Origin of the sequence: Nitratireductor sp. ZSWI3 (assembly GCF_024655565.1) — a bacterium.
GTDB lineage: Bacteria > Pseudomonadota > Alphaproteobacteria > Rhizobiales > Rhizobiaceae > Nitratireductor.
Genome location: NZ_JANKOF010000037.1, coordinates 25,271 through 40,945, shown reverse-complemented (window position 1 = coordinate 40,945; position 15,675 = coordinate 25,271). Strand labels below are relative to the sequence as shown.

Annotated in this window: 15 protein-coding genes; 4 read left to right on the top strand and 11 right to left on the bottom strand. The window is 65.1% G+C overall.

Going from position 1 to position 15,675, the window contains the following annotated elements; all coding sequences use genetic code 11:
- Positions 1 to 47: 47 nt before the first annotated feature.
- From ilvC to NUU27_RS13225, 3 genes are all read right to left on the bottom strand, one after another.
- Entirely contained in the window at positions 48 to 1,067 is a 1,020-nt protein-coding gene (ilvC, locus tag NUU27_RS13235) for a ketol-acid reductoisomerase (protein ID WP_257762582.1), read from the bottom strand.
- Positions 1,068 to 1,122: 55 nt separating this feature from the next.
- A complete protein-coding gene (locus tag NUU27_RS13230; RefSeq protein WP_257762581.1) occupies positions 1,123 to 1,785 on the bottom strand; it encodes a TetR/AcrR family transcriptional regulator in 663 nt (220 codons plus the stop codon).
- A 123-nt stretch (positions 1,786 to 1,908) separates the two neighbouring features.
- Positions 1,909 to 2,322, bottom strand: a complete 414-nt coding sequence (locus NUU27_RS13225) for a helix-turn-helix domain-containing protein (protein WP_257762585.1) — start codon at positions 2,320 to 2,322, stop codon at positions 1,909 to 1,911.
- A 183-nt stretch (positions 2,323 to 2,505) separates the two neighbouring features.
- Here NUU27_RS13225 and NUU27_RS13220 point away from each other — a divergent pair, with 183 nt between their 5' ends.
- The gene (locus NUU27_RS13220) at positions 2,506 to 3,393 is read left to right on the top strand and encodes an SDR family oxidoreductase (protein ID WP_257762580.1); all 888 of its coding nucleotides are present in this window, start codon (positions 2,506 to 2,508) and stop codon (positions 3,391 to 3,393) included.
- A gap of 128 nt (positions 3,394 to 3,521) precedes the next feature.
- On the opposite strand, the gene NUU27_RS13215 is transcribed toward NUU27_RS13220, so the two are convergent.
- A complete protein-coding gene (locus NUU27_RS13215; protein WP_257762579.1) occupies positions 3,522 to 4,100 on the bottom strand; it encodes a hypothetical protein in 579 nt (192 codons plus the stop codon).
- Between the two features lie 76 nt (positions 4,101 to 4,176).
- Positions 4,177 to 4,917 (bottom strand): pyridoxine 5'-phosphate synthase, encoded by a 741-nt coding sequence (locus NUU27_RS13210; protein ID WP_257762578.1) that lies wholly within the window; start codon positions 4,915 to 4,917, stop codon positions 4,177 to 4,179.
- Between the two features lie 114 nt (positions 4,918 to 5,031).
- On the opposite strand from NUU27_RS13210, the gene NUU27_RS13205 reads away from it, so the two are divergent.
- Entirely contained in the window at positions 5,032 to 5,439 is a 408-nt protein-coding gene (locus tag NUU27_RS13205) for an STAS/SEC14 domain-containing protein (protein WP_257762577.1), read from the top strand.
- On the opposite strand, the gene NUU27_RS13200 is transcribed toward NUU27_RS13205, so the two are convergent.
- Positions 5,432 to 6,559: an ATP-dependent RecD-like DNA helicase gene (locus tag NUU27_RS13200; protein ID WP_257762576.1), complete on the bottom strand. Its 1,128-nt coding sequence runs from the start codon at positions 6,557 to 6,559 to the stop codon at positions 5,432 to 5,434. The two genes, NUU27_RS13205 and NUU27_RS13200, sit on opposite strands and share 8 nt — an antisense overlap.
- A 152-nt stretch (positions 6,560 to 6,711) precedes the next feature.
- Between NUU27_RS13200 and NUU27_RS13195 the strand changes: the two genes are divergently transcribed.
- Positions 6,712 to 8,526, top strand: a complete 1,815-nt coding sequence (locus NUU27_RS13195; protein WP_257762575.1) for a glycoside hydrolase family 9 protein — start codon at positions 6,712 to 6,714, stop codon at positions 8,524 to 8,526.
- Here NUU27_RS13195 and NUU27_RS13190 read toward each other — a convergent pair whose 3' ends face one another.
- The 4 genes from NUU27_RS13190 to NUU27_RS13175 all read right to left on the bottom strand — a co-directional run bounded on the left by NUU27_RS13190 (position 8,527) and on the right by NUU27_RS13175 (position 12,747).
- Positions 8,527 to 9,123 (bottom strand): LysE family translocator, encoded by a 597-nt coding sequence (locus NUU27_RS13190; protein WP_257762574.1) that lies wholly within the window; start codon positions 9,121 to 9,123, stop codon positions 8,527 to 8,529.
- A 282-nt stretch (positions 9,124 to 9,405) separates the two neighbouring features.
- Positions 9,406 to 9,978, bottom strand: coding sequence for an acetolactate synthase small subunit (gene ilvN, locus NUU27_RS13185; protein WP_257762573.1), 573 nt, complete (start codon positions 9,976 to 9,978; stop codon positions 9,406 to 9,408).
- Positions 9,979 to 10,053: 75 nt separating this feature from the next.
- Positions 10,054 to 11,856: an acetolactate synthase 3 large subunit gene (locus tag NUU27_RS13180; protein WP_257762572.1), complete on the bottom strand. Its 1,803-nt coding sequence runs from the start codon at positions 11,854 to 11,856 to the stop codon at positions 10,054 to 10,056.
- A gap of 240 nt (positions 11,857 to 12,096) precedes the next feature.
- A complete protein-coding gene (locus NUU27_RS13175; RefSeq protein WP_257762571.1) occupies positions 12,097 to 12,747 on the bottom strand; it encodes a hypothetical protein in 651 nt (216 codons plus the stop codon).
- A 196-nt stretch (positions 12,748 to 12,943) separates the two neighbouring features.
- Between NUU27_RS13175 and NUU27_RS13170 the strand changes: the two genes are divergently transcribed.
- Positions 12,944 to 14,812, top strand: coding sequence for an ATP-binding protein (locus tag NUU27_RS13170; protein ID WP_257762570.1), 1,869 nt, complete (start codon positions 12,944 to 12,946; stop codon positions 14,810 to 14,812).
- Between the two features lie 40 nt (positions 14,813 to 14,852).
- On the opposite strand, the gene NUU27_RS13165 is transcribed toward NUU27_RS13170, so the two are convergent.
- Entirely contained in the window at positions 14,853 to 15,635 is a 783-nt protein-coding gene (locus NUU27_RS13165; RefSeq protein ID WP_257762569.1) for a GGDEF domain-containing protein, read from the bottom strand.
- Positions 15,636 to 15,675: the final 40 nt, after the last annotated feature.

Sequence of the window (15,675 nt, the reverse complement as noted above, 5' to 3'; positions counted from 1 at the left end):
CGCGGCATCGCCGCGGCCTTTCTTCTTGAATTCCGATAGGAACCGGCTCAGTTCTTGTCCTTGTCGACCAGCTTGTTCTTGGAAATCCACGGCATCATGCCGCGCAGCTTGGCGCCCACTTCCTCGATCTGGTGCTCGTCGTTGAGACGCCGGGTGGCCTTGAAGCGTGCCGCGCCCGAATGCCACTCCTGCATCCACTCGGAGGTGAAGCGGCCGGTCTGGATGTCCTTCAGCACCCGCTTCATCTCGGCCTTGGTCTCGGGCGTGATGATGCGCGGGCCGGAGACGTATTCGCCCCACTCGGCCGTGTTGGAGATCGAGTAGTTCATGTTGGCGATGCCGCCCTCATAGATGAGGTCGACGATCAGCTTCACCTCGTGCAGGCACTCGAAATAGGCCATTTCCGGCGCGTAGCCGCCCTCGACCAGCGTCTCGAAGCCGGCGCGGATGAGCTCCACCAGACCGCCGCAAAGCACCACCTGCTCGCCGAACAGATCGGTCTCGCATTCCTCACGGAAGGTCGTCTCGATGATGCCGGAGCGGCCGCCGCCGACGCCGCAGGCATAGCTGAGGCCGAGGTCGAGCGCGTTTCCGCTGGCGTCCTGGTGAACGGCCACGAGGCACGGCACGCCGCCGCCCTTCTGATACTCGCCGCGCACCGTGTGGCCAGGGCCCTTCGGCGCGACCATCAGGACGTCGACGGTCTTCTTCGGCTCGATCAAGCCGAAATGCACGTTGAGACCGTGCGCGAAGGCGATCGCCGCGCCGTCGCGGATGTTCGGCGCGATCTCGTCCTTGTAGATGCCCGCCTGCAGCTCGTCCGGCGTCGCCATCATCATCAGGTCGGCCCAGCCGGCCGCCTCGGCCACCGTCATCACCTTCAGGCCGTCGGCCTCGACCTTCTTGGCCGTGGAAGAACCGGCGCGCAGCGCCACCACCACGTCCTTGACACCCGAATCCTTCAGGTTCAGCGCGTGCGCGCGCCCCTGGCTGCCATAGCCGATGACGGCGACCTTCTTGCCTTTGATGAGGTTCAGATCGGCGTCGCGATCATAATAAACACGCATACTCGCTTCCTTCCTTATAACATTCGATACGCTTGATGTGAGGGGCGACCTGGCATCAGTCTGGGTCCGCCTTCTTGTTTTCCCGCACCCCGAAGAGCACGAAGAACTGTGTCACCGCCTCCTCCGCGAGGGCGGCGAATTTTTCGGGCTGCCGCGCTCCGGCCTCGCCCAGAAGCATGCGCACATGCAGATCGCGCACGATCAGGCCATAGAGCGTGTGATAGGCGGCGTCGCGGTCCCCATAGACGATGAGGCCGCGCCGCCTTCCAGCATCGAGAAGCGCTCCGGCGCGCCGATCGATGCCGCGCCGTCCGCGCTCGATCAGAAGCTGCCCGAGTCGGCTGCCTTCGCGGCTCGCCTGGCCGATCGCCAATCGGTTGAGCGCAAGGGATACATCACCGGCAAGAACCTGCAAGAGGTCGGTGGCGAAATCCACCAGATGCGCACGAAAGCGCGAGAGGTCCAGTGCCGATCCATCGTCGATCCGGGCGCGCACCTTGCTCGCCTGATGCGAGATCATCGCAGCCAGCAGACCGTCGCGGTCGCCGAACCATTTATAGAGGCTTTCCTTGGAGCAGCTTGCCGCCCGCGCCAGCCCGGCCGTCGTCAGGGCCCGCTCCCCGCCTTCCAGCAGCAGCTCGAGCGCACGGTCGAGCACCGCGCGCTGGCGCGGCGTGAAGCTTTCGGGAGCGCCGGGAATATCGCTGATGTCGTGCAAGGAACCGCCTGAGCCAGATGATCGTACCGTACGGTACGGTTCTCTCACAGGAGATTGGCAAATGCAAGGGCGACAACAATCATCAAGGAAGACAGACGAAGGCGGAACCGGAAAGGGACCTCCCTACGCTCCTGTTTCCGCCTCGTCGAAAGCTTCCCGTGCCGCCCTCACCCGCTCATGGTTCCGTTCCGCCCACATCACCAGATCGCTGAGTGGTTGGAACATGGAACGACCGAGTTCGGTCAGGCTGTATTCGACGCCCGGCGGCTTGGTGGGAAACACCTCGCGGTTCACATAGCCATCGCGCTGCAGGTCGCGCAGGGTCTGCGTCAGCATTCTCTGCGAGATGTCGGGAACCAGCCGGCGCAGCGCGCCGAACCGGTATGGCTTTTCGGCCAGCGCCAACATGATCAGCGACGTCCACTTGCCGCCGATATTGGCGATCACCTCGCGCACCGGGCAATCGCCCAGATTGCCCTCCCTGCGCCGCACAATGGTCTCGAAATCATAGATCCCACCGCCTTCGGCGCTATCCATGTCCATCAGCGTCTTCCTTTCCGGCTGGTTCCGGCGAGTCGGGTGCTGTTCGCCGATGCGGTTCCCTTCAGGTAACCTGTGGCGAGAAAACTGCCTTCTTTACGGCCGGTGTCCAATTCCTATTTTCGTGCTGCTCTCATTTCGAGACCATATAGCGATTTTGCATCCAACGGAAAGAAGATCATGTCCGACACCATTCTCGTCACCGGCGCTTCCGGCCAGCTCGGCCAACGTGTACTCCACCACCTGCTCGAAAAGGTCCCGGCGGGTCGCGTCATCGCCGCCTCGCGCGACCCCTCGAAACTGGCCGCTTTTGCATCTCGCGGCGTCGCCACGCGGAAAGTCGATTTCGACGACGCCGCAAGCCTACCGACAGCCTTCGCCGGCGTCGACACGCTCTTGATCGTCTCGACCGACGCACTGGGCGAACCCGGCAGGCGCATCGCGCAGCACAAGGCCGCCGTTGCCGCCGCGGTTGCAGCGGGCGTCAAGCGCATCGCCTACACCTCGATGCCGAAGCCCGAACCGGGCAACCCCGTCCTCTTCGCCGGCGATCACTACGCCACCGAGCAGGCGATCAAGGCGAGCGGGATTCCCTACACGATCTTCCGCAACAGCTGGTATCAGGAAAACCTGCTGATGGCCCTGCCGAATGCCATCGCCTCCGGCAAGTGGTACAGCGCTGCGGGCGAAGGGCGGCTTGCCCATATTGGACGCGACGACGTCGCCCGCGCCATCGCTGCCGCGCTCGCTTCCGGTACGGGAAGGAACGTCACCTACACGCTGACCGGCGCCAAGGCGCTCACCACGGAAGAAATCGCCGCCCTTGCTCGTGAGGTTACCGGCAAACCGCTCGAGGTCGTTCACGTCTCAGACGAGGCCCTGCTTGCCGGTCTGGAAGCGGCCGGCGTGCCACAAGCCTATGCGCCGCTTCTGGTCTCATTCGACGTCAACATGCGCATCGGCGGCCTGAGCGAGGTGACGACCGACGTCGCCACACTGTCCGGCACGGAACCGCGCCCGCTCGAAGCATTCCTGGAAGAGAACAAGGCCGCCCTCCTCGGCGCCTGAGCCTTTCGCTTGCCGGGGGCCTCACGCTCGCCTGCGATATCGGCGTCCCGCACCGATGAAGCGTTCTCCCCTTGTGTGGGGAGAACGCACCTCCTGGCCGCCTGAAATTTGCGGCAAGGGCAGCGCGATTAGCGCCCGCAGCGCCGCATCTGCTCGGAATAGCTGTCGGCCATACGGGCTGCGTTGCGGGCGGATTTCTGCATCTGCGGATTGTTGCGCCAGGCTCCGCGCGAATAGCCCGCATGGCCGGCATAATAAGCGAGATACAGGTTGTAGGCGTCGTTCAGCGCAATGCCGTTCTTCCGGTTGCTCGTATAGTGATACCAGCCGACGAAATTCACCGCATCGGAGAAGCTGCTGCGGCGGGCGCTCCAGTTGCCCGTCTCGCGCCGGTAGCGGTCCCAGGTTCCGTCGAGCGCTTGCGAATAACCGTAGGCACTGGACGGCCGCTTCCATGGAATGAAGCCCAGAAGCTTGCTGCGCGGCGGGCGGGCGGTCGATCTGAAACCGGATTCGATGCGGATCGTCGCCATCAGCACCGAAGCCGGAACGCCATATTGCCGCTCGGTGCGCTTGGCCGCCGAATACCAGCCGCCCAACACGCCCTGCTTCTGGTCGAAAACGGAACAGACATTGTTGATGCGGGCGGGCGTCGAGGCACAGGCCGACAGAACCAGCGACAGGGATAAGAGGACAACGGCGCGCATGGAAAACCTCACAAGCTGCGCCGTGCTTAATGGATCGAATCCTAAGATTCCTTATCGGTTTCCGTTAACCATGCGGTCACCCCGCACAGGCTTTCAGGAAACGACGCACGGTCTCGGCCATGCCGTGTTCCAGCGCGTCCGCCGTCAGCCCGTGGCCGATGGAGACCTCGGCCAGAGCCGGGATACGGCGCACCAGCGGCGGCAGGTTGGCCACCGTGAGGTCGTGACCGGCATTGACGCCGAGCCCGACGGCAGCCGCCGCGTCCGCCGTTTTTCCGAGCTTTTCCAATTCGATGGCGGCCTTTTCGGACTCATCATGGCAACCGCCATAAGGCCCCGTGTAGAGTTCAATCCGGTCGGCGGCGAGCGCCCCGGCCGCCGCCACCTGCCCCGGCTCGGGATCGGCGAAGAGCGAAACGCGGAAGCCCTTTTTCTTCAGCCGCGCCACGATCGGCTCGAGGAAGGCGCCCTGCTTGTTGAAATCCCAGCCATGGTCGGAGGTCGCCTGCGAGGGATCGTCCGGCACCAGGGTCACCTGTTCGGGCTGATGCGCCTCCACGAGATCGAGGAAAGCATCGGTCGGATACCCCTCGATGTTGAACTCGCGGCCGGGAAACTCGTCGTCGATCAGCGCGCGGAGTTCCGGCAGGTCGGCAAAGCGGATGTGGCGCTGGTCGGGGCGCGGATGGACGGTCAGGCCGTGGGCGCCCGCCGCCAGCGCGATGCGGCCCAGACCCGTGACGCTCGGCCACGGCAGGTCGCGCCGGTTGCGCAGCATCGCGACGGCATTGAGGTTGACGGAGAGCTTTGCCGGCATGGTCTGTTCCGATTATTGTCCGCTTCAGATGTTCGTCCGGACTGCATAGCCTGTCCGGATCGCAACGGACAGGACCAAATGGCGTTGTGGAATGGTCAAGCACGGAGATCCGGCATGACCATCAACGACGATCCGCCCCATGTCAGGCGCGTGGAGACCGACCGGGAGGATGCCTATGCCTTCGAGATCGTCGGCCGCATCAGCGCCGCCGACATGGAAAACCTCTACGGCCTTCTCGAGGGCGCCTATGAAGTGCACGACAAGATCGACGTCATCGTCGTCCTGCGCGATTATGAAGGCTTCGACTGGCAGGCCGCCTTCAAGGAGCAGACGATGATCGGCAAGACCCATGCCCTGCGCCACATCCGCAGATACGCGCTGGTCGGCGGGCCGGCCTGGATGGGCACGATGGTGGGGCTTTTCCGGCCCTTCTTCTCCATGCAGATCAGGCATTTCGATGCCGACAGGATCGGCGAGGCCTGGGCCTGGCTCGACGCAAGGCCGGCAGAGCCTTCTATCTGACGATCGTCAGGCGCTCCGAGGCGCGCGTGATCGCCGTGTAGAGCCAGCGCTGGCGGGTGTCGCGGAAGGCGTAGCTTTCGTCGAACAGCACGACCTCGTCCCATTGCGAGCCCTGCGCCTTGTGCACGGTCAGCGCATAGCCATAGTCGAAATCGTCGAAGCGCTTTTTGGTCTGCCAGGGAATGTCGGCTTCCGGATCCTCGAATGCGGCCTTCAACAGCTTGATCTTGGCGACGCCGCGATCGGGATCGTCCTCCTCCGGCGAGACGAGCAGGTTGATCCCCGGCTTCACCGTCTCGCGCGAGGACGTCATCACCTTCCACAGCGATCCGTTGAGCAGCCCCTTGGCCGGGTCGTTCCGCAGGCAGACCAGCTTGTCGCCCGCCTGCGGGTAGCGCGCCTCGAACCCCTTGAGTTCCCTGAGGCGCTGGTTGTAGCGGCGGCGCGTGCGGTTGGTGCCGACCAGCACCTGGTCGGCCTCAAGCACCATGTCCTGGTTGACTTCGCCCTTCGAGATCAGCCTGGCCGCGCCATAGTCGCCGGGCACGATGTCGCGCCCCTCGCGCACGTCCAGGGCCAGCCGGATGATCGGGTTGTCGCGCGCCTGCCGGTGGATCTCGGTCAAGAGATGGTCCGGCTCGTGCTCGGTGAAGAAACCGCCGCCGGAGATCGGCGGAAGCTGGCCGGGATCGCCGAGGACGAGGATCGGCGTGCCGAAAGACATCAGGTCGCGCCCGAGCGCCTCGTCCACCATCGAGCATTCGTCGATGATGACGAGGGCCGCCTTGGCAATCGGGCTTTGCCGGTTGAGCGAGAAGGTCGGCGACATGGAGGTCTTTCCGGTCACCTCGTTCGCCACCTCCTCCTCGCCGCGCGGCCGGTAGATCAGCGAATGGATGGTGCGCGCGTTGGTGGCTCCGCGCGAGCGCAGCACCTGCGCCGCCTTGCCGGTAAAGGCGGCGAACTGCACATCGCCGTCCACATGTTCGGCGAAATAGCGGGCAAGCGTCGTCTTGCCGGTTCCCGCATAGCCGAACAGGCGGAAGATCTGGCTGTCGCCGGCCTTCAGCCAGCGCGCCACTGCCTTCAGCGCCTCGTCCTGTTGCGGGGAAAAGTCCATCCCGGCCAGAAAGCAGATTCGGAGCGGCCTGAACAGCCTTTCGGCGCGGCAATCGGGACCTCGAGGCCGCGGCGGACGATTCCTTTACCGCTTTGAAGGCAAGGCCTGTCATGGTGCCGCCGATCGAATTCCAAACGCCGGGGCGGGCAGAAATGAAAGCGACCGTTTGTCTTGCCGGGATCGGCATCCTTCTCGCTGAGGGACAGCCTGCCCTTGCCGAAACGCTTCTGCGCGTCAATCAGGTGGGCTATCTGCCCGACGGCCCCAAGCGCGCCACGCTGATGAGCGACCGCCCCGTGCCGCTCTCCTGGCGGCTGGTCGCGGCGGACGGGCGCGAGATCGCGCGCGGCAAGACCGAGCCGGCGGGGCTCGACCCTTCGGTGCGGCGCAGGGTGCACCGCATCGACTTTTCCACGGTGACGGAGGAAGGCCGCGGCCTGACCCTTTTGGTCGATGGAGCCATAAGCCCCCCCTTCTCCATCGCAGCCGGCCTGTACCGGCATCTCCCACGCGACGCCTTCGGCTATTTTTATCCAGCCCGCTCCGGCATCGAGATCGACGCCGCATTCGCCGGTGAAGCCTATGCCCGCCCGGCCGGGCATGCCAGCGCGCCGGGCGGCGAGGCGGCGAACCAGGGCGACCTCCAGGTGCCCTGCCAGCCGGCCGGCATGTCCCGGGATATCTATGGCGAGCCCTGGAGCTGCGGCTACACGCTCGATGTCGCAGGCGGTTGGTACGATGCCGGCGACCACGGCAAGTATGTGGTCAATGGCGGCATCTCGGTGGCGCAGTTGATGAGCGCCTATGAACGGACGCTTCATGTCGAGGGCGCGTCGAGCGCCTCATTGGCCGACGGCGCGCTGGCGATCCCGGAGGCCGGCAACGGCATTCCCGACGTCCTCGACGAAGCCCGCTGGGAGCTCGACTTCCTGCTCACGATGCAGGTGCCGGACGGCGAGCCGCTGGCCGGCATGGCGCACCACAAGGTCCATGACGAGGGTTGGACGGGCCTGCCGACGCTGCCTCACGAGGACCCGCGGCAGAGGCTGCTGCACCGCCCTTCGACCGCCGCCACGCTCAACCTTGCAGCGGCCGCAGCGCAGGGCGCCCGCTTGTTCGAACCGTTCGATGCCGCCTACTCGACGCGGTTGCTGGCGGCCGCCGGGAAGGCCTGGCGGGCGGCCGCCGAGCATCCCGGCCTGATCGCGCCGGAGAACGACACCAACGGAGGCGGCGCCTACAGCGACACGGACCTGACGGACGAGCTGTTCTGGGCGGCGGCCGAACTGTTCATCACGACCGGAGGCGAGGACTATCGTGCAGCGCTGGAAGCCTCGCCGCACTGGCAGGCTTCGATCTTCCGGCCGGAAGGCTATGACTGGGCGAATGTCGGGCCGCGCGCCGTCCTGTCGCTGGCGCTGGTGCCCAACGCGTTGCCGGAGCGCGAGATCGAGCGCCTGCGCCGGCAGATCGTGACGGCGGCCGACGGGTACCTGAAAATTCAGGCGCGAACGCCGTTCGGCCATGTCTACGAGCCGCCCGGCGGCAAGTATGGCTGGGGTTCGAACCACCTGGTTGCCCAGAACGCCATCGTCGTCGCCCGCGCCCACGACCTGACCGGCCGCCCAAAATACCGCGCCGCGGTGCTGGAGGCGGTCGACTATCTGTTCGGCCGCAACGGGCCCGGCCTCTCCTACGTCACCGGATACGGCGTCGACGACGTGCGCAACCAGCATTCGCGCTGGTACGCCCACCAGCTCGACCAGCGCCTGCCCAACCCGCCGAAAGGATCGCTGGCAGGCGGACCGAATATCTGGCTCGGCGACGATGTCGCCAATCAAAAGCTGGAAGGATGCGCGCCGCAGTTCTGCTACATCGACGACATCGAAAGCTGGTCGACCAACGAGATCACCATCAACTGGAACGCGGCGCTGGCCGAGCTTGCCGCCTTTCTCGCCGAGCAGTGATCAGCGCAGCATCGGCCACAGCGTCGCCGCCAGCGCCAGACCCATGGCGATGTTGAACCATTTGAGCCGCGCGGGATCGGCGAGGAAGCCGCGCAGGGCGACGCCGAAGCCGGCCCACACCGAAACGCTCGGAAAATTGACCAGCACGAAGGCGAGCGCCACCAGCAGCACGGTCACGAAGGGCGCCGCCGGGTCGGTGTAGACCGCCATCGCCGTCAGCGCCATCACCCAGGCCTTGGGATTGACCCATTGGAACGCAGCCGCCTCGAGAAAGGTCATCGGATCGCCCTTGCCGCCTCTGTCCGGCCCCAGGGCGCGTGCCATGGCGATGCGCCAGGCGAGATAGAGGAGATAGGCGCCGCCGGCGAGCTTGAGCCCCGTGTGCAGCGCCGGAAAGGCGTTGAGCACCGCGCCGAGCCCGAAGCCCACCGCCAGGAGCAGCGAGGCAAAGCCGCCGGCGATGCCCAGCATGTGCGGGATCGTGCGCCGGAAGCCGAAATTCACCCCCGAGGCGAGAAGCATGAAATTGTTCGGCCCCGGCGTGACCGACGATACGAAGGAGAAGACGAGAAGCGCGAGAAAGACGTCCAAGGACATGGCGGGAAACCGGTTTGGGGCTGGTTGAATTGTGTTGCGCGATTGGCAGCCGCGCACTGCAGTCCGCCCTCGTGGTTCGACAAGCTCACCATGAGGGCTGCTGTCTGCCTTCGTCCTCACCCTCATGGTGAGCTTGTCGAACCACGAGGGTGAGGACGAAGGCACGCACGCTGCGGCCAGGTTTCATCGCAAATTCGGTCAGCATTATTGACCTGGATGCGCGCGGCGGCCATCGCGAACTTGTCACCGTCGGGCGGAAAATTGTCCCCGTCGCGGGCCGCGCTACATGCCTTCCGGCCCGCGGTTCATGGCGGCGACGCCCGTGCGGCAGACCTCGACGAGGCCGAGCGGGGTCATGATCGCGATGAACTGCTCGATCTTCGACACACGGCCGGTGACCTCGAAGATGAAGTGTTCGGTGTTGGCATCGATCACCTGTGCACGGAAGGCATCGGCGAGCCGCAGCGCCTCGACGCGGTCGTCGCCCTGCCCGCGCACCTTCACCAGCGCCAGCTCGCGCTCCATGGGCCGGTCGTGCCCGCGCTCGTCGGCCACCACCGACAGATCGACCACGCGGTGCACCGGCACGATGCGCTCGAGCTGATGCTTGATCTGCTCGAGCACATGCCCCGTGCCGCGCGTCACGATGGTGATGCGCGACAGGTGCTTTTCGTGCTCGGTCTCCGAGACCGTGAGGCTGTCGATGTTGTAGCCGCGGCCGGAGAAGAGGCCGATGACGCGGGCAAGGACACCCGGCTCGTTGTCGACCAGGATGGCAAGGGTGCGCCGCTCGCTGGCCTCGGTTTCCTTGGTGATGAAGTAGGCCGAACCCGTCGGTTGAAGCTGAGCGTTCATAGGGTGAATCTCTTTTCGAAAAGCATCGTGTAACCTTCTGGAATCAAAGCGAACATGCCGCCCGTGGCGGCACCGCTACACCAACTGCCTGCCTTCCTCGCCGATGGCCGTCGCCACCGCTTCGTCGGTTGCCTCGTCCGGCAGCAGCATCTCGTTGTGCGCCTTGCCGGACGGGATCATCGGGAAGCAGTTGGCGAGCGCCGCCACGCGGCAGTCGAAGATCACCGGCTTGTCGACCGCGATCATCTCGCGGATCGCATCGTCGAGCTTGCCGGGCTTGTCGCACAGGATGCCGTGGCAGCCATAGGCTTCCGCCAGCTTGACGAAATCGGGCATCGCCTCCGTATAGGAATGCGACAGGCGGTTGCCGTGCAGGAGCTGCTGCCATTGGCGCACCATGCCCATGTACTGGTTGTTGAGGATGAAGATCTTGATCGGCGCATTGTGCTGCACCGCCGCGCTCATCTCCTGGATCGTCATCTGCACGGAGGCATCGCCGGCGATGTCGATCACCAGCGCGCCGGGATGGGCGATCTGCACGCCGAGCGCCGCCGGCAGGCCGTATCCCATGGTGCCGAGGCCACCCGAGGTCATCCAGCGGTTGGGCGCCTCGAAGCCGAAATGCTGCGCGGCCCACATCTGGTGCTGGCCGACCTCCGTGGTGATGTAGACGTCGCGGTCCTTGGTGAGCTCATAGAGGCGCTGGATCGCATATTGCGGCATGATGACGTCGTCGTTCGGCCGATAGGCAAGCGAATCCCGCGCCCGCCAGATGTCGATCTGCGTCCACCACGGCTTCAGCGCCTGCTTGTCGGCCTTCGCCGTGGCACGCCACAGCCGCACCAGATCCTCCAGAACGCGGCCCGCATCGCCGATGATCGGCACGTCGACGCGCACGTTCTTGTTGATCGAGGAAGGATCGACATCGATGTGGATCTTGCGCGAGTTCGGCGAAAAGGCGTCGAGGCGTCCGGTGATGCGATCGTCGAAACGGGCGCCGATGCACAGCATGACGTCGCAATCATGCATCGCCATATTGGCTTCGTAGGTGCCGTGCATGCCGAGCATGCCCAGCCAGTTCTTGCCCGAGGCGGGATAGGCACCGAGGCCCATCAGCGTCGAGGTGATCGGGAAGCCGGTCAGTTCGACCAGCTCACGCAGCAGATGGCTCGCCTCCGGGCCGGCATTGACGACGCCGCCGCCGGAATAGATGACCGGCTTCTTCGCCTGCGCCATCAAAGCGATGGCTGCCTTGATCTGCTCCATATTGCCCTGCACCTGCGGCTGATAGCTGGTGCGCGGCGCGGTCTGCGGCGGCGTGTAGGTCCCCTTGGCGAACTGGATGTCCTTGGGGATGTCGACGACCACCGGGCCCGGCCGGCCGGTCGTGGCCACGTGGAAGGCCTCGTGGATGATCGCCGAGAGCTGGTTGACGTCCTTCACCAGCCAGTTGTGCTTGGTGCAGGGGCGCGTGATGCCGACCGTGTCGCATTCCTGGAAGGCATCGGAGCCGATCAGCGTCGTGGGCACCTGCCCGCTGATGCAGACCAGCGGGATGGAATCCATCAACGCGTCCTGCAGCGGGGTCACGGCATTGGTCGCTCCGGGACCGGACGTCACCAGCATCACGCCGGCCTTGCCCGTCGAGCGCGCATAGCCTTCGGCGGCGTGACCGGCGCCCTGCTCGTGGCGCACCAGAACGTGCTGGATCGCGTCCTGCTGAAAAAGCTCATCATAGATGGGAAGTACGGCGCCGCCAGGGTATCCGAAGATGTGCTCGACCCCATTGTCCTTGAGCGCCTGCACGACCATCTCGGCGCCCGTCATCTCGTGGCGGGACGAAGCGTCCGTTGCTGACCCTGACTCTGCCTTGTTCATCGTATCGATCCGTTCTCTGTACCCGGCGAAGGTGATTTAGCTGCCCCGTGTGCCCAAAGGAACACCGGGCCAATAAAAAAGGCCCCCGAAGGAGCCTGTGTTTCGCGCATGAGAGGCTTTCGCCAGACGGCTACGCCGCCTTGCCCATGCGCCTTCCTACGATAAGAATGTTTCTTGTCTTCATGGCGGCGCACAATAAGGTTGCCGGAGCGGAACTGTCAACCGGCTTTGTCGGGCTCGTCAAAACCGGTAGCGCAAGCCGAACGTGCTGGCGTTCGATCCTTCGCCGAAATCGCCGAAGGTTCCGTCGGCTCCGGAGCGGTGATGCAGTTGATAGACGAACTCGACATTGGGCGCCTGCCGCAGCTTGAACGCCAGCTCCGGGCCCAGGAACCCCAGGAAGGTCGCATCGCCGTCATAGGCGATCTCGCGCTGCCGTTCCACGTCCGTCGGCGCGGTGACGAGGCTGAAGCCTGCGGTGAACCCCGGGGATATGGCCAGGTCGCCGATGACAAGCCCGCGATGGCGGAGCCTGACACCGGCCCAGAACTCGCCGCTGGTGTCGTCATCCTTGCCGAAACGGAGCGCCGCCCCGGCGACGCCGCCAAGCACGAACCCGGCACCGAGTTCGGCAAGGTCGCGCCCGTAGACGGCGCCGACCATGTAGCTGCTCAGATAGTCCGTTTCCCAGAATTCGAGGACGCCGCCAAAGGAGTTTTGCGCAAAGACGCCGCCGAACACGTGGATATCGTTCAGCCGGGCCGGCGCACCGGGATCGGCGAAGGGTTCGCTGGTGGCGAAGTAGAGGAAAGGCCGGTTTTCTTCCGCAAGGCTCACGGTGGAACAGGCAACGCCGAGCACCGCCGCAAGTATGAGCCCACGTCCGTTCATGGGAGCGCCCCCCGAATCAGGTGCCGATCTGTCCGCCCCTTGATAGCCGCCCCCACCCCGTTGTGAAAGGCCCCGTCAAATGCGGCCCCTCGGTCGACTTCGAGCCGTTTCCTTAACGGTCTCTACACCATCGCCCAACACCCGCCCTTAACCGCCCCTCGTTAACCTTGCAGCTTGGGAATGGCGGGGTGATGCAATGTTTGTGGAACGCGGGACCACCGAGGGCGAGACGACATCACAGGAGCGGCGGGCGTCCGATCAGCCGCAGCGGCGCCTGCTGGGACACGTCGTGCATTGCGACGGCGCCCGCGCGACCATTGCGGCCGACGCCGGCACGGAGGACAATACCTCCGGAAACCACTGGACCGTCGGCAAGATGATTTCGATCAACCTCGGCGCGACACGCACGGTCGGCCTCGTCTACGCCGTCGAGCGGCCGGAACGGCGCTGGAGCGAGAACGAGGCCAACCCGATCGCCATTTCCGTCGAGCTTATCGGCGAGGTTCGCGACGGCGGCTCGACACCGGTCTTCGACCGCGGCATCACCGAATATCCGCACATCGGCGCGCCGGCCCACCGCATCCGCTCACGCGATCTGCAGGCGGTCTACGATCTCAACGGCCGTCACTCCGCCGTCATCGGCAGGCTATCGCAGGACGAGGCCATCGACGCCTGCATCGCCGTCGACGACACGTTGAACAGGCATTTTGCGGTGGTCGGCACCACGGGCGTCGGCAAATCGTCAGCGGTGGCGTTGCTCCTGCGCAAGACCATCGCCTCCCGCCCCGACCTTAGGGTCCTGATACTCGATCCGCACAACGAGTTTGCCGCAGCCCTGCCCGAATATGCCGTGCGCATCGACACCACGACACTGGATCTGCCCTTCTGGCTGTTCCGGCTGGAGGAGTTCGTCGAGGTGCTTTTCCGCGGCCGCGAGGCGGTTCCGGAGGAGGTCGAACTGCTGCGCGATCTCATCCCCCACGCCAAGCAGATCTACCAGAATCCGGCTGCCGGCGGTCTCCTGAAGCGGGCCGGCGAAGCGAGCAGCATCACCGCGGACACGCCCGTCCCCTACCGCATGGCAGACGTCCTCAAGGACATCGACGAGCGCATGGGGATGCTCGAGACGAAGACCGACCGTCCGCTCTACCGCAGCCTCAGGGCCCGCATCGAAGCCGCGCTCAACGACCCGCGCTATCGCTTCATGTTCGCCTCGCGCCTGATCGAGGACACGATCCACGAGACGATCGGCCAGATCTTCCGCATCCCCGGCCAGGGCAAGACGGTCACCTGCCTCGAGATGGCCGGCATGCCGCCAGAGGTCGTCAACTCCGTGTGCTCCGTCCTCTCCCGCCTCGCCTTCGACATGGCGCTGTGGAGCAACGGCCGCCTCAAGCTGCTCGTGGTCTGCGAGGAGGCTCACCGCTACATGCCGTCGGATCCGCGGATGGGCTTCGCGCCGACGCGTCACGCGCTGGCGCGCATCGCCAAGGAGGGGCGCAAATATGGCTGCTATCTGGGCGTCGTCACGCAGCGCCCGGGCGAGCTCGACCCGACGGTCCTGTCGCAATGCTCGACCGTCTTCGCCATGCGCCTCGCCAACGATCAGGATCAGGCGATCATCCGCTCTGCGATCGCCGATTCCTCCGCCTCGACGCTTTCCTTCCTGTCGGCCATGGGCCGGCGCGAGGCCATCGCCTTCGGCGAGGGCGTAGCAACCACCATGCGCGTCAAGTTCGAGGAATTGCCGCCCGATGTGGTGCCGGCGACGCGCCAGGACGGAGCGGCGGCCGTACAGCGCGGGCAGGTGGACGCCGAGATCGACCTGGCGTCCATCGTCAAGCGGCTGCGCGAGACCGGGCGCACCCGCACGGCGCCCATGCGCCCGAATGGCGAGGCGGCCCCCTCCGGGCTTCAGGCCGGCGATGCGGGCTATGAGCCGACGTCAGGACGGATCTCAGGAAGCGAAGCGCGTCCGCTCTGGTCGGACGAGGCGCACGGCCAGCGCGGTTTCAGTTCGCCGACCGTCCCTTCCCTCAACCGAAACCGCTTCGGCAACCGCTGAACGGGTTTCGCGCCCGCAAGATCTGTCGTGTTGACGGCCCTCAGGCGCAGACGCGATTGCGACCGAGCCGCTTTGCCTCATAGAGCATCTTGTCGGCACGCCGGAAAAGCTCCTCCGAGGATTCCCGGCCATTCCAGACGGACAGGCCGACACTGATCGTCACGCGGATGCGCACATTGCCGGTGTCGATCACAAGCGAGGATACGGCCTTGCGAATGCGCTCGGCAAGCTTGACGAGCGCCTCCTGGCTCATGTTCGGGGCGACGATGGCGAATTCCTCGCCCCCCATCCGCGCCACCACATCGTGATAGCGCGTCAGGTCCTTCAGCCCGCGCGCCACTTCGCGCAGCACCTTGTCGCCGACATCGTGGCCGTGGGTATCGTTGACCTGCTTGAAGTGGTCGAGATCGAGCACCATCAATCCGACCGGTTTCTCGATGCGGCCGAATTCGTGCAGGTATTCCCGCAGCGCATCGTCGAAGAACCGGCGGTTCTGGGTGCCGGTCAGGCTGTCGGTCAACGCCGCGTGCTGCAGCGATTCCGAGCGCGCGCTGAGCGATTCCGTCATCGCCCGCAACTTGCCTTCCTCGCGAACCTGCGTGCGGATCAGCGGATAGATGAAGAACACGCCGAAGATGATCGCCGTCGCCAGCAGCACACCGATAACGAAGAGCAACTGGGTGTAGAGCCCCAATTGTTCGCGCGGCGGCAGCATCTGGGCTCCGTTGTGCAGAATGAGATAGGCGTAAGCCAGCAGCGCCCCGGCGCCGAAGACCAGCGTGACGAACACGAAGAATGCCGACTCTGCCTTGTGGAAACGCATTCCGAACCCGAATGAAACCCTTTGGGTTCTTCTCGCACAG

Excerpts from the sequence above, each read along its gene's own strand:
- NUU27_RS13175 (WP_257762571.1), bottom strand. The coding sequence starts at position 12,747 with ATGAACGGACGTGGGCTCATACTTGCGGCGGTGCTCGGCGTTGCCTGT.
- NUU27_RS13195 (WP_257762575.1), top strand. The coding sequence starts at position 6,712 with ATGAAAGCGACCGTTTGTCTTGCCGGGATCGGCATCCTTCTCGCTGAG.
- NUU27_RS13170 (WP_257762570.1), top strand. The coding sequence starts at position 12,944 with ATGTTTGTGGAACGCGGGACCACCGAGGGCGAGACGACATCACAGGAG.
- NUU27_RS13190 (WP_257762574.1), bottom strand. The coding sequence starts at position 9,123 with ATGTCCTTGGACGTCTTTCTCGCGCTTCTCGTCTTCTCCTTCGTATCG.
- ilvC (WP_257762582.1), bottom strand. The coding sequence starts at position 1,067 with ATGCGTGTTTATTATGATCGCGACGCCGATCTGAACCTCATCAAAGGC.
- NUU27_RS13200 (WP_257762576.1), bottom strand. The coding sequence starts at position 6,559 with ATGGACTTTTCCCCGCAACAGGACGAGGCGCTGAAGGCAGTGGCGCGC.
- NUU27_RS13220 (WP_257762580.1), top strand. The coding sequence starts at position 2,506 with ATGTCCGACACCATTCTCGTCACCGGCGCTTCCGGCCAGCTCGGCCAA.
- NUU27_RS13215 (WP_257762579.1), bottom strand. The coding sequence starts at position 4,100 with ATGCGCGCCGTTGTCCTCTTATCCCTGTCGCTGGTTCTGTCGGCCTGT.
- NUU27_RS13205 (WP_257762577.1), top strand. The coding sequence starts at position 5,032 with ATGACCATCAACGACGATCCGCCCCATGTCAGGCGCGTGGAGACCGAC.
- NUU27_RS13225 (WP_257762585.1), bottom strand. The coding sequence starts at position 2,322 with ATGGATAGCGCCGAAGGCGGTGGGATCTATGATTTCGAGACCATTGTG.
- NUU27_RS13165 (WP_257762569.1), bottom strand. The coding sequence starts at position 15,635 with ATGCGTTTCCACAAGGCAGAGTCGGCATTCTTCGTGTTCGTCACGCTG.
- ilvN (WP_257762573.1), bottom strand. The coding sequence starts at position 9,978 with ATGAACGCTCAGCTTCAACCGACGGGTTCGGCCTACTTCATCACCAAG.
- NUU27_RS13180 (WP_257762572.1), bottom strand. The coding sequence starts at position 11,856 with ATGAACAAGGCAGAGTCAGGGTCAGCAACGGACGCTTCGTCCCGCCAC.
- NUU27_RS13210 (WP_257762578.1), bottom strand. The coding sequence starts at position 4,917 with ATGCCGGCAAAGCTCTCCGTCAACCTCAATGCCGTCGCGATGCTGCGC.